General features: G+C 68.0%; 20 protein-coding genes. 10 read left to right on the top strand and 10 right to left on the bottom strand.

Annotated features, from left to right (window positions below; all coding sequences use genetic code 11):
- Window positions 1-73 precede the first annotated feature (73 nt).
- The gene (locus QTH90_RS04735; RefSeq protein ID WP_286663357.1) at window positions 74-958 is read left to right on the top strand and encodes a LysR family transcriptional regulator; all 885 of its coding nucleotides are present in this window, start codon (window positions 74-76) and stop codon (window positions 956-958) included.
- Here the strand turns inward: QTH90_RS04735 and QTH90_RS04730 are convergent.
- From QTH90_RS04730 to QTH90_RS04710, 5 genes are read right to left on the bottom strand one after another with little or no spacing between them, the layout of a single operon-like run.
- Complete coding sequence (locus QTH90_RS04730; protein ID WP_286663356.1) at window positions 946-1,809, bottom strand: amidohydrolase family protein; 864 nt, start codon at window positions 1,807-1,809, stop codon at window positions 946-948. The two genes, QTH90_RS04735 and QTH90_RS04730, sit on opposite strands and share 13 nt — an antisense overlap.
- Complete coding sequence (locus QTH90_RS04725) at window positions 1,806-2,939, bottom strand: NAD(P)/FAD-dependent oxidoreductase (protein WP_286663355.1); 1,134 nt, start codon at window positions 2,937-2,939, stop codon at window positions 1,806-1,808. Before QTH90_RS04725 ends, QTH90_RS04730 begins: the two co-directional genes overlap by 4 nt.
- Window positions 2,939-4,126: a CoA transferase gene (locus QTH90_RS04720; protein ID WP_286663354.1), complete on the bottom strand. Its 1,188-nt coding sequence runs from the start codon at window positions 4,124-4,126 to the stop codon at window positions 2,939-2,941. Before QTH90_RS04720 ends, QTH90_RS04725 begins: the two co-directional genes overlap by 1 nt.
- Complete coding sequence (locus QTH90_RS04715; protein WP_286663353.1) at window positions 4,123-4,986, bottom strand: HpcH/HpaI aldolase/citrate lyase family protein; 864 nt, start codon at window positions 4,984-4,986, stop codon at window positions 4,123-4,125. The genes QTH90_RS04720 and QTH90_RS04715 overlap by 4 nt, the downstream gene beginning before the upstream one ends.
- Entirely contained in the window at window positions 4,983-5,915 is a 933-nt protein-coding gene (locus QTH90_RS04710) for a dihydrodipicolinate synthase family protein (protein ID WP_286663352.1), read from the bottom strand. Before QTH90_RS04710 ends, QTH90_RS04715 begins: the two co-directional genes overlap by 4 nt.
- A gap of 149 nt (window positions 5,916-6,064) precedes the next feature.
- Between QTH90_RS04710 and QTH90_RS04705 the strand changes: the two genes are divergently transcribed.
- The 5 genes from QTH90_RS04705 (at window position 6,065) to QTH90_RS04685 (ending at window position 12,837) form a co-directional block, all read left to right on the top strand.
- Complete coding sequence (locus tag QTH90_RS04705) at window positions 6,065-7,060, top strand: tripartite tricarboxylate transporter substrate binding protein (RefSeq protein ID WP_286663351.1); 996 nt, start codon at window positions 6,065-6,067, stop codon at window positions 7,058-7,060.
- A gap of 365 nt (window positions 7,061-7,425) precedes the next feature.
- The gene (gene nirB / locus QTH90_RS04700; RefSeq protein ID WP_286663350.1) at window positions 7,426-9,957 is read left to right on the top strand and encodes a nitrite reductase large subunit NirB; all 2,532 of its coding nucleotides are present in this window, start codon (window positions 7,426-7,428) and stop codon (window positions 9,955-9,957) included.
- Window positions 9,958-9,976: 19 nt separating this feature from the next.
- Window positions 9,977-10,318 (top strand): nitrite reductase small subunit NirD, encoded by a 342-nt coding sequence (gene nirD, locus QTH90_RS04695; RefSeq protein ID WP_286663349.1) that lies wholly within the window; start codon window positions 9,977-9,979, stop codon window positions 10,316-10,318.
- 57 nt (window positions 10,319-10,375) lie between these two features.
- Entirely contained in the window at window positions 10,376-11,188 is an 813-nt protein-coding gene (locus tag QTH90_RS04690; protein WP_286663348.1) for a formate/nitrite transporter family protein, read from the top strand.
- An 8-nt stretch (window positions 11,189-11,196) separates the two neighbouring features.
- Entirely contained in the window at window positions 11,197-12,837 is a 1,641-nt protein-coding gene (locus tag QTH90_RS04685; RefSeq protein WP_353506605.1) for a bifunctional protein-serine/threonine kinase/phosphatase, read from the top strand.
- Between the two features lie 126 nt (window positions 12,838-12,963).
- Here QTH90_RS04685 and QTH90_RS04680 read toward each other — a convergent pair whose 3' ends face one another.
- Complete coding sequence (locus tag QTH90_RS04680; RefSeq protein ID WP_286663347.1) at window positions 12,964-13,365, bottom strand: hypothetical protein; 402 nt, start codon at window positions 13,363-13,365, stop codon at window positions 12,964-12,966.
- A gap of 85 nt (window positions 13,366-13,450) precedes the next feature.
- Window positions 13,451-15,559: a tetratricopeptide repeat protein gene (locus QTH90_RS04675; RefSeq protein WP_286663346.1), complete on the bottom strand. Its 2,109-nt coding sequence runs from the start codon at window positions 15,557-15,559 to the stop codon at window positions 13,451-13,453.
- 165 nt (window positions 15,560-15,724) lie between these two features.
- Between QTH90_RS04675 and QTH90_RS04670 the strand changes: the two genes are divergently transcribed.
- The 4 genes from QTH90_RS04670 (at window position 15,725) to QTH90_RS04655 (ending at window position 20,098) form a co-directional block, all read left to right on the top strand.
- Complete coding sequence (locus QTH90_RS04670; protein WP_286663345.1) at window positions 15,725-16,639, top strand: protein NO VEIN domain-containing protein; 915 nt, start codon at window positions 15,725-15,727, stop codon at window positions 16,637-16,639.
- Between the two features lie 171 nt (window positions 16,640-16,810).
- Window positions 16,811-17,026 carry a hypothetical protein gene (locus QTH90_RS04665; protein ID WP_286663344.1) on the top strand — a complete coding sequence of 72 codons (216 nt, stop codon included), beginning with the start codon at window positions 16,811-16,813 and terminating at the stop codon, window positions 17,024-17,026.
- Between the two features lie 25 nt (window positions 17,027-17,051).
- A complete protein-coding gene (locus QTH90_RS04660) occupies window positions 17,052-18,557 on the top strand; it encodes an ATPase domain-containing protein (protein ID WP_286663343.1) in 1,506 nt (501 codons plus the stop codon).
- Window positions 18,554-20,098, top strand: a complete 1,545-nt coding sequence (locus tag QTH90_RS04655) for a hybrid sensor histidine kinase/response regulator (protein ID WP_286663342.1) — start codon at window positions 18,554-18,556, stop codon at window positions 20,096-20,098. The genes QTH90_RS04660 and QTH90_RS04655 overlap by 4 nt, the downstream gene beginning before the upstream one ends.
- Window positions 20,099-20,135: 37 nt before the next feature.
- On the opposite strand, the gene QTH90_RS04650 is transcribed toward QTH90_RS04655, so the two are convergent.
- From QTH90_RS04650 to QTH90_RS04640, 3 genes are read right to left on the bottom strand one after another with little or no spacing between them, the layout of a single operon-like run.
- Window positions 20,136-21,203, bottom strand: coding sequence for an ABC transporter ATP-binding protein (locus QTH90_RS04650; protein ID WP_286663341.1), 1,068 nt, complete (start codon window positions 21,201-21,203; stop codon window positions 20,136-20,138).
- A 5-nt stretch (window positions 21,204-21,208) separates the two neighbouring features.
- The gene (locus QTH90_RS04645; protein ID WP_286663340.1) at window positions 21,209-22,132 is read right to left on the bottom strand and encodes a carbohydrate ABC transporter permease; all 924 of its coding nucleotides are present in this window, start codon (window positions 22,130-22,132) and stop codon (window positions 21,209-21,211) included.
- Window positions 22,119-23,027, bottom strand: a complete 909-nt coding sequence (locus QTH90_RS04640) for a carbohydrate ABC transporter permease (protein WP_286663339.1) — start codon at window positions 23,025-23,027, stop codon at window positions 22,119-22,121. Before QTH90_RS04640 ends, QTH90_RS04645 begins: the two co-directional genes overlap by 14 nt.
- Window positions 23,028-23,032 lie beyond the last annotated feature (5 nt).

Genomic DNA, 23,032 nt, shown 5'->3' with positions numbered 1-23,032 from the left:
GTCTCCTCAGGTTTCGTTGCCAATAAAAACTTCTGCAGAATGCGTGGATCGCCCCCGAGGCCAAGAAAAACTCATGAAGCTCCAGTTTCTCCAGACCCTCGTTGCGGTGCTGCGCCACGGCTCCTTCGCCGCAGCGGCCAAGGAAGTGAACCTGACGGCCAGCGCGGTGAGCCTGCAGATGCAGCAGCTCGAGGCCTATTTTGGCCAGCCGCTCTTCGATCGCTCGGCGCGGCAGGTGCGGCCCACGGCCTTCGCGGCCGAGGTCGCGGGCACGATGCAGCAGACCCTCGATGCCCTGAAGGCGCTGCGCCTGCGCGAGGACTCGGTGGTCTCGGGCCGCATCCGCCTGGGCACCATCGAGTCGGCCCAGGTGAGCCTGCTGCCGACGGCGATGCAGGTGCTGCATGACCGGGCGCCAGCGCTGGAGTTCGAGATCACGCGCGGCGTCTCCGCCGCGCTGCTGGACGACGTGAAGGCGGGCCGTCTCGACACGGCCGTGCTGGTGCGGCCGAAGTCCGGCGGATCGAGCCGGCTCACATGGTTTCCACTGGCGATCGAGACTTTCGTGATGATCGCGCCGCCGCATGCGCGTCGCGGCTCGCCGGTGGAGATGCTCCGGCGCCACAACTGGATCCGCCTCGATCGCGTCACCACCGGCGGCCACATCGCGGCGCAGTACGTCAACCGCATCGCGCCCCGCACGCGCTGCACCTTCGATCTGCCGGGCACCGACGCGGTGGCGGCGATGGTCTCCGCCGGGCTCGGCGTCTCGGTCGTGCCGGCCCTTCGGCAAGAGGTGGTCCAGGCCTATCCGATGCTGCAGATCCCGTTGGGCAAGGATGCGCCGGTGCGCCACATCGCCATGGTGTGCCGTCCCGCCGATGCCGAGAGCAGGCGCGTGCAGGCCGTGCTGGAAGCCTTCGAGATCGCGGTGCGCCGGCGTCATCAGAAGCCGTAGAGCACCTGCGGGTTGTCGACCAGCACGCGCTGCCGCAGCGTTGCGTCGCGCATCCAGCCGCCGATGCGGTCGAGCAGTACGGCGTCGTCCGGTTTCTCGGTCTTCTCGGTGGGATGGGGCCAGTCGCTGCCCCACACCAGGCGCTGCGGCGCGTGCGCGAGCAGCGTCTCGGCCACGAGGGCGCGGCTGTCGTCGGCGCCCGGCACGTCGTCGAGATAGGGCGCCGACAGCTTGACCCAGGTGCGCCCGCGATCGAGCAGGCGGCGCACGACGGCGAAGGCGGGGTGCGTCGGACCCTCGGGATGCGGCATGCGCGCCAGATGGTCGAACACGATCGGGCAGGGCAGCCGGTCGAGCAGGTCTGCATGCGCCGCGATCTGGTCGGCGCGCCAGTGCAATTGCACGTGCCAGCCGAGGGGCTCGATGCGCCGGGCCAGCGGCTCCACCATGTCGAAGCGCGTGACCGCGGTCGCCGGGTCGAAGAGCGTGAACCGGATGCCGCGAATGCCGCCTTCGTCCAGCGTGCGCAAGGTGGCGTCGTCCACTTCGGGATGCAGCACGGCAACGCCGCGTGCGTCCGCCGCGCCGAGTTGCCGGATCGCGTCGAGCGTGACGCGGTTGTCGGTGCCGTAGACCGTTGGCGTCACCACCACCGTGCGCGTCGTGCCGAGTCGCGCCTGCAGGCGCCGGTAGTCGTTCGCGGTGGCCTGCGCCAGCACGCGGCCCGGGTCGCCGATGGACGGAAAGCGCGCGTCGTAGATGTGGATGTGCGAGTCGCAGGCCAGCGCGGGCACCGGCAGTGTCGGCGCTGCCGTGCCGGCGGAGTGGGGGATCTGTTCGTGCAGGGTCATCCGGTTGCTTCGGCTTGTTGTTCGACGATCTGACGCACGTGCTCGCCGATGGCGAGCGAGGCAGTGAGCCCCGGGGATTCGATGCCGAACAGGTTGACGAGTCCGTCGATGCCGTGCTGCCTGGCGTCCTGAATGACGAAGTCGGTCGCCGAGTTGTGCATGGACGATCCCGGGCCCGCGAGGCGGGGGCGGATGCCGGTGTAGCCGGGTTGCAGGTCGTCGTCGCGCAGGCCGGGGTAGTAGCGGCGGATCGCGTCGCGGAAAGCCGGCGCGCGCGACGGGTCGAACCGGTAGTCCACGCCGTCGCGCCAGTCGAGGTCGGGGCCGAACTTGCACTGGCCGCCCAGGTCGATCGTGACGTGCGCGCGCAGGGCGCCTTCGCGGCCCGTGGGGTACACGAGATGGTTGAACGGCGACTTGCGGCCCAGCGTGAAGTAATGGCCGACGGCGAAATGCAGCGGCGGGATCAGCGCGCCCGGCATGCCCGCGATGGCGCCGGCAATGCGCTGCGCGCCGAGGCCGGCGGCGTTGACCACGCTCCTGCAGCGCACGCGCGTGTCGGCCGATGTGCCGACCTGCAGCACGATGCCGTCGGTCGTGGCTTCCCCTGCCACGACAGGGCTGCGCAGCGCCAGCGTCGCACCGTGCCGCTCGGCATCGCCGAGGTAGCCGAGCATCAGGCCGTGGCTGTCGACGATGCCGGTGGAGGGCGAGTGCAGCGCGCCGACGCAACGCACTTCGGGTTCCATGGCGTGGGCCTCGGCGGCGTCGACGAGCCGCAGGTCCGTCACGCCATGCGCTGCGCCCAGCGCGATGTAGCGGTTCAGTTCGGGCAGCTCGGATTCCTGTGTCGCCACGATGAGCTTGCCGATGCGACGGTGGCCGATGCCCCGCTCGGCGCAGTAGGCGTACAGCGCGGCCTTGCCGGCAACGCACAGGCGGCCTTTGAGCGAGCCCGGCGCATAGGAGATGCCGGCATGGATCACTTCGGAGTTGCGCGCGCTGGTGTGCGTGCCGATGGCGCCTTCGGTTTCGAGGATGACCACCTCGCGGCCGGCCATCGCGAGCGAGCGCGCGATGGAAAGCCCGACCACGCCTGCGCCGATGACGGCGCAGTCGATCGTGTCCATCAGGCGGCCCCCTTGGCGTTGGCCTCCGGATCACCGACACCCAGCTGTTCGTTGTGCTGGCCCAGCGTCGGCGCCGCGAAGGGCTCGGGGCCGGGTGTGCGGCCGAAGGTAACGGCGCGCGTGAAGCCGCGGTAGCTGCCCAGCGTCGGATGCGCGAAGGTCGCGACCATGTCCTCGGCCTGCGCCTGCGGGAAGTCGAACATGTCCTCCACCGTGCGCGCGGCGGCGCACGGCACTTCCTCGCCAAAGATGCGCTCCCATTCGAGCGCGCCGTGCGTGGCCAGCGCGGCGTGCAGCAAGGGCACGATCTCCTCGTGGTGCTGGGCGCGCTTGCGCACGCTGTCGTAGCGCTCCGAGAGCAGCGACTGCAGGCCCGTCTTCTCGCACAGCGCGCGCCAGAAGTGCGGCGTGTTCGCCGAGATGTAGAGGTGGCCTTCGCGCGTGGGGTGGATGCCGGTGATCCCGCCCGAGCGCATGTCGCGACCGACCTCGCGCGGCTCGCCCTCGGCCCAGACCAGGCGGGCGGACTGCATCGCGAGCGCGGAGCGCAGCAGCGAGACGCCGACCTGCTGGCCCACGCCGCTCTTCTCGCGCTCGTAGAGTGCCGACGCGACGCCGGCGGCCACCAGCGCTGCGGCGTAGTAGTCGACCACCGAGCCGTAAAGGATCTGCGGGGGCTGGCCCGGTTGCGCCTGCATCGCGCACATGCCGGTCATGGTCTGCAGCACCTGGTCGTAGCCCGCCTTGTCCTTCAGCGGCCCGGTTTCGCCGTAGCCGGTGACGGTGCAGTAGATGAGCCGCGGATTGATCGCCTTCAGAGACGCGTAGTCGATGCCCAGCCGCCCGGGCACGCTGGGCCTGAAGTTGTGGACCAGCACGTCGGCCTCGCGCACGAGCGCGCGCAAGGCCTCGAGGTCCGCGGGCTGCTTGAGGTCGAGCACCACGCCGAGCTTGCTGCGGTTCACCCCCAGGAAGGCGCGGCTCTCGGCTTCCAGCGTGGACGGGTACTTGCGCAGGTTGTCGCCCGCGGGCGGCTCGATCTTGATGACCTCGGCGCCCTGGTCGGCAAGCAGAGAGCAGCCGTAGGGGCCGGCGATGTAGGCGCTCAGGTCGAGCACGCGCAGGCCGGAGAGCGGGCCGGAGAGCGGGCCGGCGGCCGCGGCGCGATCGGTTGTCGAGTCGTTCATGGCACCAATCCCAGTCGCCGCGCGCTCGCCACGATGGCCCGGGCGCGTGCCTCGAAGGGGGCGTCGATCATGCGGCCATCGACGACATAGGCGCCGACGCCGCCGGCCGTCGCCGCGTCGGCCGCCTCCACCACCTTGAGCGAATGCGCGATCTCGGCATCGGTCGGCCGGAAGGCCTCGTTCGCGAGAGCCACCTGGCTCGGGTGGATGCAGCTCTTGCCGAGGAAACCCATGCGGCGCGAGAGCGCAGCCTCCTCGCGGAAGCCCTCGACGTCGCGCACGTTCGCAAAGGCGCTGTCGTAGGCGTAGACGCCCGCTTCGCCGGCCGCCATGCGCACGGCGAACATGGCCTGCCGCACCGCGGAGGCTTCGCGCCGGTCGATGCCGAGTGGCTCGAAGAGATCGCCCAGTCCCATCTGCAGGCCCACCACGCGCGGATGCGCGGCGGCGAGCGCGGCGGCGGCGCGCAGGGCCTTGGGCGTCTCGATGTTGAGCAACAGCCCGATCGGTGCGCGGACGCCGTTGTCGCGCTCGGCGCGGGCCAGCGCGTCGGCGGCGGCCTGAACGTCGGCCGGGCTTTCGGGCTTCGGCAGGTTGACCACATGCACGCCGCGCTGCGCGACGGCAGCGACATCGGCGGCGAAGTGCGGCGTGTCGAGGCCGTTCACGCGCACGATCCAGGTCTTGCCGCACGTGGCGCCGCCGGCTTGAAGAAAGCCGCGCACGGCATCGCGCGCCTCGGCCTTGCGGGCCTCGACCACGGCGTCTTCCAGATCCAGGCAGATGCCGTCCGCGTCGCTCGCGGCGGCCTTGGCGAAAAGCTCGGGGCGCGACCCCGGCACGAAGAGCTTGCTTCTCATGCCAGTTTCGCCCGTGGGTCGTGGCGCGCCAAGCGGCCGAGCAGGTGATCGACCTCGGCGCGTGCGGCCGGCGTGAGGGCGGCCGCAGGCTTGCGCTGCGCCGCGGAGCTGAGCAGCCCCCGGCGCTGCAGCACGTACTTGCGCACGGCCAGCCCGACACCCGGCTGCTGCTCGTAGCGCAGCAGCGGCAGGTGGGCGTCGAAGAGGTCGTGCGCCTCCTCGCGCTGGCCAGCGGCCGACAGCCGCACGACGTCGCACAGCATGTCGGGGAAGGCGTATCCGGTATTGGCGCCATCCGCGCCGCGCTCCATCTCGTAGTCGAGGAAGAGGCCGTTGTTGCCGCACAGGATCGGCAGGCGCCGCATCGAGCCTTCCTTCTCGAAGGCCCGCAGCGCCGAGATCTTCTCGAGGCCCGGCCAGTCCTCGTGCTTCAGCATCGCGCACGAGGGAATCTCGGACACGATGCGGCGGATCACGCCGGGCGTCATCTGGACCGAGAAGGTGAGCGGGTAGTCCTGCAGCACGAAAGGCACGTCGGCGCCGATGGCTTCGGCGGCCTGCCTGTAGTAGCCGACGATCTGGTCGTCGGTGCGGAGGGTGTTGGGCGGCGCGATCATCACGCCGGCCGCGCCGTGTTCCATCACCTCGTGGGTCAGCGCCCGCATGGCCGCGAAGCCCGGCGCCGAGACGCCGACGACCACCGGCAGGTTGGGCGCGCGGCGGATCATCTGCCGCGCGACATCGACGCTCTCCTGGTGTTCGAGCTTGGGCGCCTCGCCAAGCTGGCCGAGCACGGTGATGCCCGTGGCGCCGCACTGCAGGTAGAAGTCCGTCAGGCGGTCGATGGATGCGGTGTCGATGCGGCCGTCGTCGAAGAACGGCGTGGGGGCGATGGGGTAGACGCCTCGGGCGTCGCTGGGCAGTCGCATGATGCTCTCCTGTGGAAGCGCAGTGTGCCTCCGCCCGTGGGTGTCGAGCACAAGAAAAACTTGGGAATCGAATAACAAAACGTCGTCGAAGAAGCCGTCCGTAGTTCTTAGGATGGCTGGCGAGACCCTATTCCTCTATGGAGACAACCATGTCCTGTTCCTTGCTCACTCCCCGCCGCGGCGCGATCTCGGCCATCGCGGCGATCGCTGCCCTCGCGCTGCAGCCCGCCGCCTTCGCGCAGGGCAATGCCTTCCCCGCCAAGCCCATCACGATCGTGGTGGGCAGCGCCGCAGGCGGCTCGAACGACGTGTTCGCGCGCGCCATCGGCAAGCGCCTGTCGGATGCGTTCGGCCAGCCGGTCGTGATCGACAACAAGCCGGCGGGCGGCGGCGTGATCGCGAACGGCACGGTGGCGCGCGCGCCGGCCGATGGCTACACGCTGGTGGTGCTCTCGTCCACCTTCACCACCGGCGCTGCCATCCGGACCAATCTCAACTACGACGCTATCAAGGACTTCAAGCCGGTCGCCATGTTGGCCAAGGGGCCGCTGCTGGTCACGGTGAACAAGGATTCGCCCTACAAGACCATCCAGGACCTGGTGGCCGCGGCCAAGGCCAACCCCGGCAAGCTGAACTACGGCACCTCGGGTGCGGGCAGCATCAACCACTTCGCGACCGAGCTGTTCGCAGGGGCGGCGGGCATCAAGATGACCCACGTCCCCTACAAAGGCATGGGGCCGGCGACCACCGACCTGCTTGGCGGACAGATCGACGTGCTGGTGGCGAGCGCGCCATCGATCCTCACGCAGGTGCGCGGCGGCAAGGCGCGTGCGCTGGCCGTGACGACCGCCCATCGTTCGCCGGTCGCGCCGGAACTCGTGTCGCTGGAGGAAGCCGGCTACAAGGGCAGCGCACTCGACCTCTGGTGGGGCGTGCTGGCACCGGCGGGGACGCCGCAGGCGGTGGTCGACAAGCTCAACGCCGAGATCAACAAGAACATCCAGTCGAACGAGATGAAGGCCTTCTTCATCAAGGAAGGCGCGGAGCCGGCACCGATGAAGCCTGACGAGTTCGCGAAGTTCATCACGGCCGAGATCGAGCGCTGGAAGGCCGTGGCGAAGGCCGCGGACATCCAGCCGGAGTGAGCCCGGCCGGGCGTTGGTGCGCTGCACCAAACCGGAGACCCGTGCGCCAGAACGGCGCACGCCCAACTTCCTGGCAGCCGGATCGGGACTGATTTCGGTGCCAACCGGGTCGCGAAGACCCTGGATCTGCATGGCACGGAGATTGCGTTATCTCCGTCACTGCCCCGTGGCGCTGATGCCGCGGGGTGGTGCCTCCGCTAATGACGGCGGGATTCGAGCGAACCGAAAGCAATGACGCTGGCGGTTCGCCTGTTCCAACCCGATTCGCATCCGTTCCACGCGGGGGCTTCACTGCAATAGGCTGATTGGCAGCCTGTCCGGTGGCCTGTACCCCCGTCATGAGACCGGTGTGTGCAGGACCCGAAATGAAGATTGCAGTCATTGGCCACGGCATGGTGGGCCACAAGTTCCTCGAACAACTCCACGACCTCGGCGTCGCGAATGCGGAGGTCACAGTGCTGTGCGAGGAACCTCGCCCCGCCTACGACCGGGTTCATCTGTCCGAGTTCTTTTCCGGCAAGACCGCCGAAGACCTGTCGCTCGTCGAGCCGGGCTTCTTCGAGCGCACCGGGTTCAAGCTCAAGCTGGCCGCCAGGGCGGTCGCCATCGAGCGGCGCGACAACACGATCACCACGGCGGATGGCGAAGTGGTGCACTACGACAAGCTCGTGCTGGCCACGGGCTCCTTCCCCTTCGTGCCGGCAGTCCCGGGGCGCGACCGGCCGAACTGCTTCGTCTACCGCACCATCGAAGACCTGGAAGCCATGAAGGCCTGCGGCGCCCGCTCCAGGACGGGCGTGGTGGTCGGCGGCGGCCTGCTGGGGCTGGAATGCGCCAAGGCGCTGCGCGACATGGGCCTGGAAACCCACGTCGTGGAGTTCGCGCCGCGGCTGATGGCCGTGCAGGTGGATGAGGGCGGTGGCCGGGCCTTGCGCAACAGCATCGAGGCCCTGGGCGTGCACGTGCACACCGGCCGCAACACGCTGGAGATCACCGATGGCGCAACGGGCCGGCACCGCATGGTCTTCGCCGACGGCACGCACCTGGAGACCGACATGATCGTGTTCTCCGCCGGCATCCGCCCCCGCGACGAACTGGCGCGCCAATGCGTGCTGGCCGTCGGCCCGCGCGGCGGCGTGGCGGTGGACAGCCATTGCCGCACGAGCGACCGCGATGTCTACGCGATCGGCGAATGCGCCTCGTGGAACGAGCAGACCTTCGGTCTCGTCGCGCCGGGCTACGACATGGCCCGCGTGGCCGCGAAGCACATCGCCGGGCAGGACGACGCGGCCTTCACCGGCGCCGACATGAGCACCAAGCTCAAGCTCATGGGCGTGGACGTGGCGAGCATCGGCGACGCGCATGGCAAGACGCCGAAGTCGCGCTCCTACCAGTACATCAACGAGCACAAGCAGATCTACAAGAAGATCGTCGTCAGCGAGGACGGCAAGCAACTGCTGGGCGCGGTGCTGGTCGGGGATGCCGTCGAGTACGGCACCTTGCTGCAGATGGCGCTCAACGGCATCACGCTGCCGGCCGACCCGGAATTCCTGATCCTGCCGTCGAGCGACGGCAAGGCCAAGCCGGGGCTCGGCGTGGACTCGCTGCCCGACAGTGCCCAGATCTGCTCGTGCAACAGCGTCACCAAGGGGCAGATCTGCGCGGCGGTCGGTGAGGGCGCATGCACGGTCGCTGAACTGAAGGCCTGCACCAAGGCTGGCGCTACCTGTGGCGGCTGCGTCCCGCTGGTCGGCCAGGTGATGAAGGCGGAGATGGCCAAGCGCGGGCTGGCGGTCAACAACCACCTGTGCGAGCACTTCGCCTACTCGCGCCAGGAGCTGTACCACCTCGTGCGGGTCGGCGAGATCCGCAGCTTCGACGACCTGCTGGCCAGGCACGGCAAGGGCCTGGGCTGCGACATCTGCAAGCCGACCGCCGCGAGCATCTTCGCTTCCTGCTGGAACGAATTCGTCCTCCAGAAGAATCTGGCCGGGCTGCAGGACAGCAACGACTACTTTCTCGGCAACATCCAGAAGGACGGCAGCTACTCGGTCGTGCCGCGCATGCCCGGCGGCGAGGTTACGCCCGAGGGCCTGATCGCCGTGGGACAGGTGGCGAAGAAGTACGGCCTCTACACCAAGATCACGGGCGGCCAGCGCGTGGACCTCTTCGGTGCACGCGTCGAGCAGCTGCCCTCGATCTGGGAAGAACTGATCGCCGCCGGCTTCGAATCCGGCCATGCCTACGGCAAGTCGCTGCGCACCGTGAAGAGCTGCGTCGGCTCGACCTGGTGCCGCTACGGCGTGGACGACAGCGTGGGCCTCGCGGTCGAGCTGGAGAACCGCTACAAGGGCTTGCGCGCACCGCACAAGATCAAGTTCGGCGTCTCGGGCTGCACCCGCGAATGCGCCGAAGCGCAGGGCAAGGACGTGGGCATCATCGCCACCGACAAGGGCTGGAATCTCTACGTGTGCGGCAACGGCGGCATGAAGCCGCGCCATGCCGAGCTGATCGCTACCGACCTCGACAAGGCCGGGCTGATCCGGCTGATCGACCGCTTCCTGATGTTCTATGTGCGCACGGCGGACCGCCTGCAGCGCACCAGCACCTGGCGCGAGAGCCTCGAAGGCGGGCTGGACTACCTGAAGGGCGTGCTCATCCAGGACACCCTCGGCCTTGGCGCCGAACTCGAAGCCCAGATGCAGCATGTGGTCGACACCTACCAGTGCGAGTGGAAGACCGCGGTGAACGACCCGGCCACGCGCCAGCGCTTCCGTTCCTTCGTCAACAGCGAGAAGCCGGACGAGCACATCGTGTTCGTGAAGGAGCGCGGCCAGAGCCGGCCCGCCCGCGTGGAAGAACGCGCCGAAGCTGCCACCGACGTGGCCAGCGTCTGAACCCCCGAGGACATTCAAGATGACCACCAAATCCCTCAGCTGGACCGCCGTGTGCGCCGCCAGCGACATCCTGCCGGACACCGGCGTCTGCGCCCTCGTGGAGGGCGTGCATGTCGCGATCTTCCGGGTCGGCCGCGAACAGGCGCTCTACGCCATCGACAACGTCGACCCCAAGGCGGGCGCCAGCGTGCTCTCGCGCGGGCTGGTCGGCAGCCTGGGCGACCGCATCGTCGTCGCCTCGCCGCTCTACAAGAACCACTTCGACCTGCGCAACGGCGAATGCCTGGAAGCGCCCGAGCACTCGGTGCGGGCGCATGCCGTGCGGGTGCAGGAGGGCCGCGTGCTCGTCGCGCTCGCCTGATCCCCGCCAGACCCCTTCGACCGTTTCACTTCTTCTTCAAATTTCCAAGGAATCCCCATGGCCTATCTGGCACCTGCCGAGTTCGTCACCAAGATGGTCGACGCCGGCGAATCCAAGCTCCTGATGTCCACGCGCGACACGCTCATCCGCTCCTACATGGCCGGTGCCATCCTGGCGCTGGCGGCGGCCTTCGCTGTCAGCGTCAGCGTGAACACGGGCAACGCGCTGGTCGGCGCCATGCTCTTCCCGGTCGGTTTCATCATGCTGTACCTGATGGGCTTCGACCTGCTGACCGGCGTCTTCACGCTGGTGCCGCTGGCCGTGCTCGACAAGCGGCCCGGTGCCACCTGGCGCGGTTGCTTCCGCAACTGGGGGCTGGTGTTCGTCGGCAATTTCGCCGGCGCGCTGACGGTGGCGGTGTTCATGGCGATCATCTTCACTTTCGGCTTCAGCGAGGCGCCCAATGCCATCGGCGAGAAGCTCGGCCATATCGGTGAAGGCCGCACGCTGGGTTATGCGGCCCATGGCGCCGCCGGCATGCTGACGCTGTTCATCCGTGGCGTGATGTGCAACTGGATGGTGTCGACCGGCGTGGTCGCCGCGATGATGTCCACCACGGTGTCCGGCAAGGCCATCGGCATGTGGATGCCCGTGATGATCTTCTTCTACATGGGCTTCGAACATTCGATCGTCAACATGTTCCTGTTCCCCACCGGCCTGCTGCTGGGCGGCAAGTTCACCCTGATGGACTACCTGATCTGGAACGAGATCCCGACCGTGCTGGGCAACCTGGTCGGTGGCCTGACCTTCGTCGGGCTGACGCTGTACTCGACCCACTACAAGACGGCGCCCAAGCGCGCCCTGACCTGAGCCGCAGCTTGCAAAAGGCACTGCGCGTGACGCTCGGCCAGCATTCGCTGGCCGCGCCTCATTCGGTGAACCAGGACTTCCACGGCGCGATGCTGCCGGAGGGGTCGCTGCGCAGCTCCAAGGGCATCGCGGTCGCGCTCGCCGACGGCATCGGCTCCAGCCGCGTGAGCCAGGTGGCGAGCGCAGCGGCGGTGCGAGGCTTTCTCGACGATTACTACGCGACTTCCGATGCCTGGTCGGTGCGGCGCTCCGCCCAGCGCGTGCTGAGCGCCACGAACTCGTGGCTGCACGCCCAGACGATGCGCAGCGACGCGCGCTTCGACAAGGACAGCGGCTATGTGTGCACGTTCAGTGCGCTGATCCTCAAGGGACGGGACGTGCATCTGCTGCACGTCGGAGATGCGCGCATCCTGCGGCTGCATCCCAACGCGCTGGAGCAACTGACGGAAGACCACCGCATCCACCTCTCCTCGATGGAGTCGTACCTCGGGCGGGCGCTGGGCACGGGCGCCCACGTGGAGATCGACTACCGCTGCTGGGAGGCGGAAGTCGGCGAGGTCTACGTGCTCGCCACTGACGGCGCCTACGCGCACCTCGACGCCGAAGCGGTGCACGAAGCCATTGCCCGGTGCGGCGACGACTTCGACGAGGCGGCCCGAATGCTCGCCGCCGCGGCGCATGCGAAGGGCAGCGACGACGACAGCACGGTCCAGATCCTGCGCATCGACCAGCTCCCGCCGGCGGACGCCGCGCAGCTGCCGCTGCAGCGCGAGGGCCTGGCGATCCCGCCCCCGCTGGCGCCGCGGGCCAGCTTCGAGGGCTTCAGGCTGGTGCGCGAACTGCACGTCAGCTCGCGCAGCCATGTGCACCTGGCCGTCGACGAGGCGACCGGGCAGCAGGTGGTGCTGAAGCTGCCTTCGGTCGACCTGCGCGACGACCCGGATTACCTCGACCGCTTCGTTCTCGAAGAATGGGTCGCGCGGCGCGTCGACAGCATCCACGTCCTCAAGGCCAGCCCGGTCGACCGGACGCGCGGCCATCTGTATGTCGCGATGGAATACGTCGACGGCCAGACGCTGGCGCAGTGGATGGTGGACCATCCCGCGCCTGCGCTCGACAGCGTGCGCGGCATCGTCGAGCAGTTGGCGAAGGGCCTGCAGGCGCTGCACGGCAAGGAAATGCTGCACCAGGACATTCGCCCCGAGAACGTGATGATCGACCGCAGCGGCACCGTCAAGATCATCGATCTGGCGTCGACCCACGTCGCGGGGCTGGCCGACGGTGCGCGCGACAACCGTGCGCTCGCCATCGAAGGCACATTGCAGTACACGGCGCCGGAGTACTTCGCCGGACACGGCGGCAGCCCGCGTTCCGACCTGTTTTCGCTGGCGGTGATGACCTACCGGATGCTCACCGGCAATTGCCTTACGGCCTGCATGTCTCACGGGTCCGGACCAGCGTCGATGCCAACCGCCTGCGTTACGTGCCGGCGCGCCATTTCCGGCCCGACCTGCCCGAGTGGGTCGATGCCGTGCTGCAGAAGGCCCTGCATCCGGACCCGGCCAAGCGGCAGCAAGCGCTATCGGAGTTCGTTCAGGACCTGCGGGCGCCGGGGCAGGAGTTCCTGCGCCCGAGGCTGCCGCCGCTGATCGAACGGCATCCCGTGCTCTTCTGGCAGTGGACGACCGTGCTGTTGGCCGCTGCCGTGGTGCTGTTGCTAGGGTTGCGCGTCGCCGGGCAGTGATGAAGGCATCCGGACGCCGGTGGGCACGGCCTCACTCGGCGGGGTTGCAGAACGGATGAAGCGAAAGCGCCGGAAGGCCGCAATAGCGCGCCACGTAGGCCTGCGCGGCGGCCTGATCGATGGTGGTGTTGCTGGTCCAGGCTTCCTCGATGCGGTCGAAGGCGCCGAGCAGGTCGGTACTGTCGCCCGTGGCGTCGAACCTGGCGAGCATTCCGGTGATGCGTTGCAAGGCGACGCGGTCCGCGTCGCGAGGGTCCATCGGTCCGGTTGCCGCGGCATGCGCTGCCAGGCCCGTACCAGTGGTGGCGGGGTGCAACGCGTGAGCGGCCATTGGCAGCAGGCCGCGCAGTTCGAAGGCCGCGATGGCGGCAATCGCGAGCACGCAGGCTAGGGTGACGCGAAATCGTCCCGCACGTCGATCTGGAACCTTCATCCGCCCATGGTGGAGGACTCGTTTCCGGCACGCATCCCCCAGGTGAGGGGTGACCGGAGGTCGAAGCGCCCGCAGCGCCTCGGGATCAGTCCACCGCCGAGGCAGCGACCTCAGGGATGCTGATGTGGTCTGGGGGCAGTCCGTTGCGCCAACGCTCCCACATCGCTTCGAAGGCTGCTTCGATTCCACGGGCGAAGCGCGGCGAGTCGAACAGCGGCATCTCGGCGCGTTGCGCCTGCAGGCGAGCGCGAAGCCCGGCCAGGCGCTGCGGGGATTCCGCCAGGGACTTTGCCGCAGCCTCGTATTGCTCGACGCTCCCCGTGACGAGTTCGGGCAAGCCGGCTGCGCGGAGCAGGCTTGCGCTGACGCGCGACGCGAAAGTCGGGCCCTCGAGCGTCAATACGGGGAGGCCGCTCCACAGGGCGTCGCTGCAGGTGGTGTGGGCACCATAGTGAAAGGTGTCCAGGAAGAGGTCGGCATGGGCATGACGCGCCAGATGGTCCGGCAGGGCGCTGTGTTCGGCCCACACGATTCGCGCCGGATCGACGCCGCGCTGGCGCGCCTCGGCCTCGAGCGCCGTCCTGGCGTGGTCGTTGCACTTCAGCAGCCAGAGCACGCTGCCGGGCACGGCCAGCAGCAGACGCATCCACACGTCGAAAACGTCCGGCGTGATCTTGTAGTTGTTGTTGAAGCACGCGAAGACGAAGGCGCCCGCCGGCAGGTTCAGGCTTTCGCGGGTGGGCGCCGATGGGCTGATCGCCTTCGTGTTGTCGTTGGGCTGATAGGACCCCGGCAGGGTCACGACCTTCTCGGCGTAGTGGCCGTATTCATCCGGGTGGATGAGCGTCGCGTCCGCAAGGATGTAGTCGATGTAGTCGCAACCCATCGAACCGGGAAAGCCAAGGAAGTTGACCTGGATCGGCGCAGCCCGGTGGGCGAAGATGTTCGGCCGATAGCCCTGGGTGAACCCATGGAGGTCGACCGCGATGTCGATGCCTTCCGCCCGGGCCATCGCTGCGACGTCCGCGTCGCTTCGTGAGCTGACGTCGACGAAATGATCGAAGGCGCCGGCCACGCGTTCGCTCATGTCGTCGCGGCTGCGCGTGAGGGAAAAGGCAAACCATTCGAAGCGGTTCCGGTCCTGGCACTCGAACAGCCGCACCATCAACTGCGAGGTCGCGTGGTTCCGGAAATCCGCCGAGAAGTAGGCGACACGGATCTTCCGGTGCCCGTCGGGTCGGCTGAAGACCGCATCGCCGCGTGCCGGGTAGTGGTCCTCTGCGAACGTGCGTGCGCATTGGAGGAGCGCCGCCGGCGGCGCAGGCGCAGCCATCAGGGTGAAGGGGGTGGATGCCCGTTCCCCGGCGGTCACGCGCGCCAGCAGGTCGTTCACCTGCCCGGCCCAGCCATCCCATCGGCAGACGTGCATCCGCAGGTGCAGGAGGTAGCCGCGCAAGTAGTCGGTGTCGGGCGCGAGGCGGCTTGCCTTTTCATAGGATTCAAGCGCCTCCGCATGGCGCCGGAGCGACAGAAGGGTGTTGGCCCGGTGCAACCACGCTGGCGCATGGTCCGGATCGAGCTTCAACGCGCGGTCGTAGCTGTCGAGTGCTTCCGGTTCGCGCCCGAGTTCGGCGAGGGCGTCGCCGCGGTCCGTCCACGTTTCGACCTGCTGCGGATCGAGCGCCAGCACGCGCTCGTAATGGCGCAGGGCCTCGTCATGGCGTTGGAGCGCGCTGAGGCTGTGCCCCATGTTGGACAGCAGCACGGGAGACCGCCGGTTCTTGATTTCCGCCCGCTGGAAGGCCTGCAACGCGCGCTCGTGCTCATCGAGCTGCGCATGCGCGACCCCGAGTTCATGAAGCGCTTCGAAGAACTCGCCCGCCAGCGCGATCGAACGCTCCAGCGATTCGACGGCGCTGCCTGGCTTGCCGCGTTGCAACTGGGCCTTTCCGAGGTAGAAGAACGCCTCCGGCGAGCAACCCGGCAAGGCGGCAGCGCGGACCAGGTTCGCTTCGCATTCTTCAAGCTGGCCGCGGTTTCCGCAGATGTAGGCCAGGAGTTCGAAGACCTTCGGGACGGTCGTGCCGCTCGCAGCGATCTGCCGCAGAACTTCTTCGGCACGCCCGGTCTGGCCGGCTCGGAAGTAGTTCTCCGCTGCGGCAATCTGCTGTCGGTGCATGGGGTCGGGTTGCATGGTCGGAATGCGTCTGGCGCCCGAACGGCATGCGCTCGGCCAAGGTCCATAAAATTGTCGACAGATTGTGCCGTGGTGAACATTGTTGCGATTCGGCCCAAGGGCGCCGGGTGCTTCACGGCATACTCGAACCGGTCATAACTCACTCCCCCCGAATCCTTCCGAATGGACAAAGAAGTCGTCCCCGCAGTCCTTGCGGTCATCAACGAAAAGCGCCTCCTAGGTGAGAAGCGCACCCCCGTCGAGATCATTGCCAAGATGGGCGTGTTCGACGCCCGCGAAAAAGCGTCCGAGCAGGCCTGGCTGGCCACGGGCGACAACATCATCGCCACCATCTGGGCCGAGTTCGTCAGCATCGGAGCCGGCGGTCGCTGGTTCTGTCTCGAATCCCTGGATACGCATCACCGCATCGGCGGCGGCGACCGCAGCGCCCTGCAGGTCCAGCGCGCCAAGGATCGGCTCCAGCTCCTCAAGCGCGCGCTCGACGCGGGCCAGGGGGTGAGGGCAGTGCTCCAGACGAATCGCGTCGCCATTGCCGATATTGAAACCGACAGGGCCGCCCGGGTCTCGACGCGGGTGCCGGACGACGAGGAATGGCACGTCGGCTCGTGGGATGCCGATCAGAAGATGGCGGTGCTGGTTCGCGGTGCCCGCGGCTGGCTGCCGACCGAGGAAGACATCGAAGCCGCGCGGGCGCGCGGCAACATTCCCGTTGTGGCGCCAGCGGCCTCGTCCGGCCAGGCGACCCGGGATGAGGTGCAGGCGGCCGCGATGGCCTACCTCACGCGTCACTTCGCAGGCTACGGTTACAAGGCCGAGGACGTCGCCAGCCAGAAGCTCGGCTACGACATCGAGGTGTCGGACAAGAAGGGCAACACCTTGCTCAAGCTCGCCGTGAAGGGCACCGCGCCGGGATTGACCGCCTTTCAGCTCACGGGCGATGAACGCGCGTGTGCCAAGCGGGGCGATCCGTGGCGGCTTGCGGTGGTCACCGACGCCATCGGCCCTGCGGCGCAGCACAAGCTCTACAAGCCCGCCGAGATCGACTCGGCGCCGGGGCTCGAACCGCTCCTCCAGTAACCTCCGGCAGCACCGCGACGCGGTGTCTTGCCAGGTGTCCCCGATGAGTCGGGGCCGTCTGATCGCGGGCTGATACGGCTGGAGCCTACAGCCGGATGGGCACCGGACCGACCGCGTGGATCGCTGCGCCTCCTATGCTCGGAAGCGTTGTTTGCGTTTCACGAGGTGCCCATGCCAGCCAATGCCGAGGTTGTCGGAAGAGTCGAATATCGCGCCGGCGACGGACCGTCGATCGTCATCCCTCCAGGGCCCATCGAGGCACAACTGTCCTTCGACAGTGCCGTGTTGAGCTGGGGCGACGAAGGCGCGGTCCAGACCACGGCGCTGCCCATCGCCGAGTACCAGCGCTATGTCGCTGAAGGCGCCATCGTGGAAGGCAGGGGATAAGCCGCACTTTGCGATGGAGGAAGAAATGAAAACCGACGTTTTCCTGGAGGGCGGCGATGTGGAGGCGCACACCCTGTTGAAGATGGGCGTGCCCGGCCTGGACGACATCCTGGGCGGCGGCCTGACGCCGCATCGGCTCTATCTCCTGGAGGGCGCACCCGGCGCGGGCAAGACCACCGTGGCGATCCAGTTCCTGCGCGAAGGCGCCGCCCGCGGCGAGCCGGTGCTGTACGTGACGCTGTCGGAGAGCCAGGCCGAACTCGACGGCGTCGCGCGCTCGCATGGCTGGGACATGGGCGGCATCGAGGTGCGCGAGATGCTGCCGGCGCAGGACGCGCTCGAGCCGGACGAGCAGCACACGATGTTCCACCCCTCGGAAGTCGAGCTGAGCGAGACCACGCTGCGCATCCTCGCCGACGTCGATGTCATCAAGCCCACGAGGGTGGTCTTCGACTCGCTGTCGGAACTGCGCCTGCTGGCGGGCGGCTCGTTGCGTTACCGGCGACAGATCCTCGCGCTCAAGCAGTTCTTCACCGGCCGCCAGTGCACGGTGCTGCTGCTGGACGACCTCACCGCCACGCAGCAAGACCTGCAGGTGCAGAGCATCGCCCATGCCGTCATCCGGCTGGAGCAGCTGAACCCCGACTATGGCGCGGCGCGGCGGAGGCTCGTGGTCACCAAATACCGCGGCAGGGAATTCCGCGGCGGCTTCCACGACTACAAGATCGTTCGCGGCGGCCTGCAGGTGTTTCCGCGGCTGGTCGCGGCGGAGCACGCGGCGGCGTTGAAGCAGACGCGAATTCCCAGCGACCTGCCCGCGCTCGACGAACTGCTCGGCGGCGGCCTGGAGAAGGGCACCAGCACGCTCTTCGTGGGCGCGCCCGGCACGGGCAAGTCCAGCGTCGCGGTGCAGTTCGCGATCGCGGCCGCCCGGCGTGGCGAGTGCGCGGCCCTGTTCATATTCGACGAGAGCATCAACACGCTGCGCACGCGCTGCGAAGGCATGGGGATGGATCTCGGTTCGTACATCGATTCCGGGCACATCCGCGTGCGCCAGATCGACCCGGCGGAGTTGTCGCCCGGCGAATTCGTGCACGAGATCCGCATTGCCGTCGAAGAACACGGCGCGACGGTGATCGTGATCGACAGCCTCAACGGCTACCTCAACGCCATGCCGGACGAGCGCTTTCTCATCGCGCAACTGCACGAGCTGCTGACCTATCTCGGCCAGAACGGCGTCGCCACCATGCTGATCGGTGCGCAGCACGGCCTGATCGGGATGCAGATGCAGACGCCTGTCGATGCGAGCTACCTCGCGGATGCGGTGGTGCTGCTGCGCTACTACGAATTCGAAGGCGAAGTGCGGCAGGCGATCTCGGTGCTCAAGAAGCGCGGCGGCGCGCATGAGCGCACGATCCGTTCGTTCGAGTTGACCTCCAGCGGCGTGCGCGTTGGCCAGCCGCTGCGCAATTTCCGCGGCATTCTGACGGGGATCCCGGTGCCGATCGACGGGGTCCGTTCCACATCGTGAGCGAAGCGCCTTCCGGGTTCGAGTTCCGCGTCCTGCTGCGGGCGGCCACCTCGAAGGACGCCGTGATGGCGAGCGCCGTGCTGCGGCGCGCGCAGTTCGAGACGCAGACCTGCGCTGACATGGGCGAGCTGGTGCGGGAATTGTCGGCCGGCGCCGGCGCCGTGATGCTGGCCGAGGAAGTGATTGTCGGCCTGGCCATGACGGAGCTGAAGGTCGCCCTGGCTTCGCAGGGCCCATGGTCCGACCTGCCGGTGATCGTCCTGGCGAGACAGGGCGCGGACTCGCGGGCCATCGCGGACGTGATGGACGAGTTCGCCAACGTGACCGTCATCGAGCGGCCGATGCGCGTGGCCGCCCTCGTGAGCGCGGTGCGCACGGCCTTGCGCGCGCGCCGCCGCCAGTACGAACTGCGCAGCCTGCTGGATGGCTTGCGTGATGCCGACCAGCGCAAGACCGAATTCCTTGCCACCCTGGCGCACGAGTTGCGGAATCCGCTGGCGCCCCTGAGCACCGCCCTCTCGCTGCTCGCCCGCAAGAAGCCTTCCGCGGACGAAGCCGCGAAGTACTACGAGCTGATGGGCCGCCAGGTCGACCACATGGTGCGCCTGGTGAACGACCTGATGGAGGTGTCGCGCATCACGCGCGGAAAAATCGAACTGCAGATGCGCACGGTGCTGCTCGATGCGGTCATCGACGACGCGATCGAACTGAGCCGGCCGCTGGTCGAGCGGGCGGGCCACACGCTGTCCGTCGAGCTGGGCGACGAACCGCTGGTCATGCGAGGCGACGCCGTGCGCCTGACCCAGGTGTTCTCGAACCTGCTGAACAACGCGGCCAAGTACACGCCGCCGGGCGGGCACATCAAGGTGCTTGCGCGTCAGCTCGACCGGCATGCGGTGATCCAGGTGAGCGACACCGGCACGGGCCTGTCGCCGGACATGCTCAGGTCCGTCTTCGAGATGTTCGTGCAGGTGAGCGGAACCTCCAAGGCGGCGCAGGGCGGGCTCGGCATCGGCCTTACGTTGGTCAAGAGCCTGGTCGAGCTTCACGGCGGCAGCGTGGAGGCCGCGAGCGAGGGCCTGGGCCATGGCGCGACCTTCACCGTGCGGCTCCCGCTGGCGAAGAGCGCATCGGCGCACAGGCCGCGTGGAATCGTGTCGCAGGACGGATGGGCGCGTTCGATCGAAGGCGTGGTCCTCGTCGTCGACGACAACCGCGATGCAGCCGACAGCCTGGCCGAACTGCTGGGAACGATGGGCGCCGCCACCCTGGTGGCCTACAGCGGCGAGGAAGCACTGCAGATCGCCAGGTCGAATGACATCGACATCGCGGTGCTCGACATCGGCATGCCCGGCATGGACGGCTGCGACCTCGCGCGGCATCTTCGGGCCGAACCCGGCGGCGCGCAGACCTTGCTCATCGCGCTCACGGGCTGGGGCCAGCAGGGCTACAAGGACCGCATCGCGGCGGCGGGTTTCGACCACCACCTGCTGAAGCCGCTGAACCTGCCGGAGTTCATGGCCGCGCTCGGCGACGCGTGAGCCTCGGATTCGGCCGCCGCGACCCGGCCAGTTCCGGTCAGTTGAGCCGTTGCCCGCCAGCCGCATCGAAGAGGTGCGCCTCGCCGGCCAGCGGCCACAGCGCCAGCCGGTCGCCCGGTCGCGCGGCAATGCGGTCACGAAACGCAGCCATCACGGGCTGGGTGCCCAGACGCAGCGCGACCTGGGTCTCCGAACCCGTCGGCTCGACCACGATCACGTCGGCGGAGGTGCCCCGGCTCGGGTCGATCGTGAAATGCTCGGGTCGCGTCCCGTACAGCACGCGGTCGCCGTGGAGTCCGCGGGAAATGTTCGCCAAGGGCAGCCGCAGTCCGTCGTCGGTGAGCACGTGCGGGGCACCGTCGAGCTGCAGCCGTCCCGGGATGAAATTCATCGCGGGCGAGCCGATGAACCCTGCGACGAAGGCATTGCGCGGGCGGTCGTAAAGCTCCAGCGGTGCGCCGATCTGTTCGACCAGCCCGTCCTTCAGCACGACGATGCGATCGGCCATGGTCATGGCCTCGGCCTGGTCATGCGTGACGTAGACCGTCGTGGTGCCCAGACGCTGGTGCAGCGCCTTGATCTCGGTGCGCATCTGCACGCGCAGCTTGGCGTCGAGGTTGGACAGCGGCTCGTCGAAGAGAAAGGCCTGCGGCTGGCGCACGATCGCGCGGCCCATCGCCACGCGCTGGCGCTGGCCGCCGGAGAGCTGGCGCGGCCGGCGCTGCAGCAGCGCGCCCAGGCCGAGCGTGTCGGCCGTCTGCTGCACGCGGCGCTCGATATCGTCCGCCTGGAGCCCCTGGATCTTCAGGCCGAAGCCCAGGTTCTGCGCGACCGTCATGTGCGGGTAGAGCGCGTAGTTCTGGAACACCATGGCGACGTCGCGATCGCGCGGCGCCATGTCGTTGATGCGCCGGCCGCCGAGTTCGATCTCGCCGTCGTCGATGCTTTCCAGCCCCGCGATCATGCGCAGAAGGGTCGACTTGCCGCAGCCGGAAGGCCCCACCAGGGCGACGAACTCGCCGTCGCGGATGTCGATGTCGATGCCGCGGATTACCGAGGTGCTGCCGAATTGCTTGAAGAGCTTGCGAACGTGGATGGATGCCATGGAAATCAGTCCTTGAGGCTGCCGGCGGTCAGACCGCGCACGAGGTATTTGCGAACCAGCACGGTGAAGATCACCACCGGGAACATCACCAGCGTGCCGCTGGCGGCGATCTTGGTCCACTCCCAGCCTTCGTACTGCAGGAAGTTGACGATCGCCACCGGCGCCGTGATGGCGTTGGTGCGCGTGAGGATGAGGGCGTAGAAGAAGTCGTTCCACGAGAAGATGAAGCACAGCACGGCCGTGGCCGCGAGCCCCGGTGCCGTGAGCGGCAGCGCGACGCGCCAGAACGCCTGCCACACGCCGCAGCCGTCGATCCATGCCGCTTCTTCCAGCGAGGCCGGCACGGCCTCGAAGAAGGTCTGCATGAGCCAGATGACGATGGCGAGATTGAAGGTCAGGTAGACGATCGCGAGGCCGATCACCGTGTCCTGCAGGCCCAGGTACTGGTAGGCCAGAAAGAACGGGATCGTGAAGGCGATCGGCGGTGCCATGCGCGTCACCAGGATCCACAGCGCGATGCGGTCACGGCCCCTGAAGTTCCAGCGCGTGAGCGCGTAGGCCGCAGGCACGCCGATCAGCAGCGAGAAGCCGGTCGACAGCGTGCTCACCAGCAGGCTGTTCCAGAAGGACTTCAGGAAGTTGCCCTGCAGCAGGCTCGCGAAACCCTCCAGCGTGGGCACGAACAGGAGCCGTTCGTCGAAGATGTCGGCTGCAGGCCGGAAGGCGAGTTGCACCAGCCACAGGAAGGGCGACAGCACGAGCAGCAGCAACAGCGAGACCGCGGCCACCCGGCCGTGGGCAGAGAGCCACGCCAAGAGCCGCGACCGCCTGGCCTGCGGCCTTGCGGCAGCCGGACGAAGGGAGGGGCGGTCGTCCGTTTCAGCCGGACGCACGGCGCCGGCACCGATCGCGGGATTAGCGCTTGTCATGATCACTCCAGCCCAGCCGGCCCACCAGCCAGCTCAGGATAAACACGCCGACCAGCATCACCGTCGCGATGGCGCTCGCGTAGCCCCAGTAGGAAAAATTGAAGGCCTGGATGAAGCCGTAGAAGTTGGTGACTTCGGTGACCGACCCCGGCCCGCCGTTGGTCAGCACATAGATCAATGGAAAGGCCTTGAAGCTGTCGATGAGGCGGAACAGCCCGCACACCACCAGTACCGGCCGGATATACGGCAGCACGATGTAGCGGAACAGCTGCCAGCGGTTCGCGCCTTCGAGCGTGGCGGCTTCGATGGGATCGTCCGGAATCATCTGGAGCGTCGCCAGCACCATCAGCATGGTGAAGGGGAACCACTGCCAGGTGTCCGCCAGCGAGATCGCCCAGAGGGCGGTGTCCGGATTGGCAATCAGCGAACGCACGGGCCAGCCGAGCGTTTCGAGCGTGCGGTGGATCGGGCTCACGTCCGGCGTGTACATGATCTTCCAGATCAGCGCGACCACGATGGGCGGCAGCACCATCGGGATCAGGAACACCGTGCGCGCGCCTTCCAGCAGGCGCGACTTGCCGTTGAGCAGCAACGCCAACCCCAGGCCTGCGAGCAGCTGGAGGACGACGCTCGAAGCCGACAGCTTCAACTGCACCACGATGGACGCCAGGAAGCGGTCGTCGTGCAGCAGTTGCCGGTAGTTGACCAGCGGGTCGTCGAAGCGAAAGCTCGTCGCCGGATCGGTCAGGCTCAGCGGCGTGAAGCTGGCAATGACCAGGGCCGCCGCCGGCACCAGGGTGATGAGCAGCAGGACGGCCAGCGACGGCGACAGTCCGAGAAGGAACGCCCGCTGCCTTTCGGCCTGCCAGCCCGCTGCGGGAAGTGCGTGTGCCATGACCC

This window comes from Variovorax flavidus (assembly GCF_030317145.1).
GTDB classification, from domain to species: Bacteria; Pseudomonadota; Gammaproteobacteria; order Burkholderiales; family Burkholderiaceae_C; genus Variovorax; species Variovorax flavidus.
This window is presented reverse-complemented; position numbering and strand designations above follow the sequence as displayed.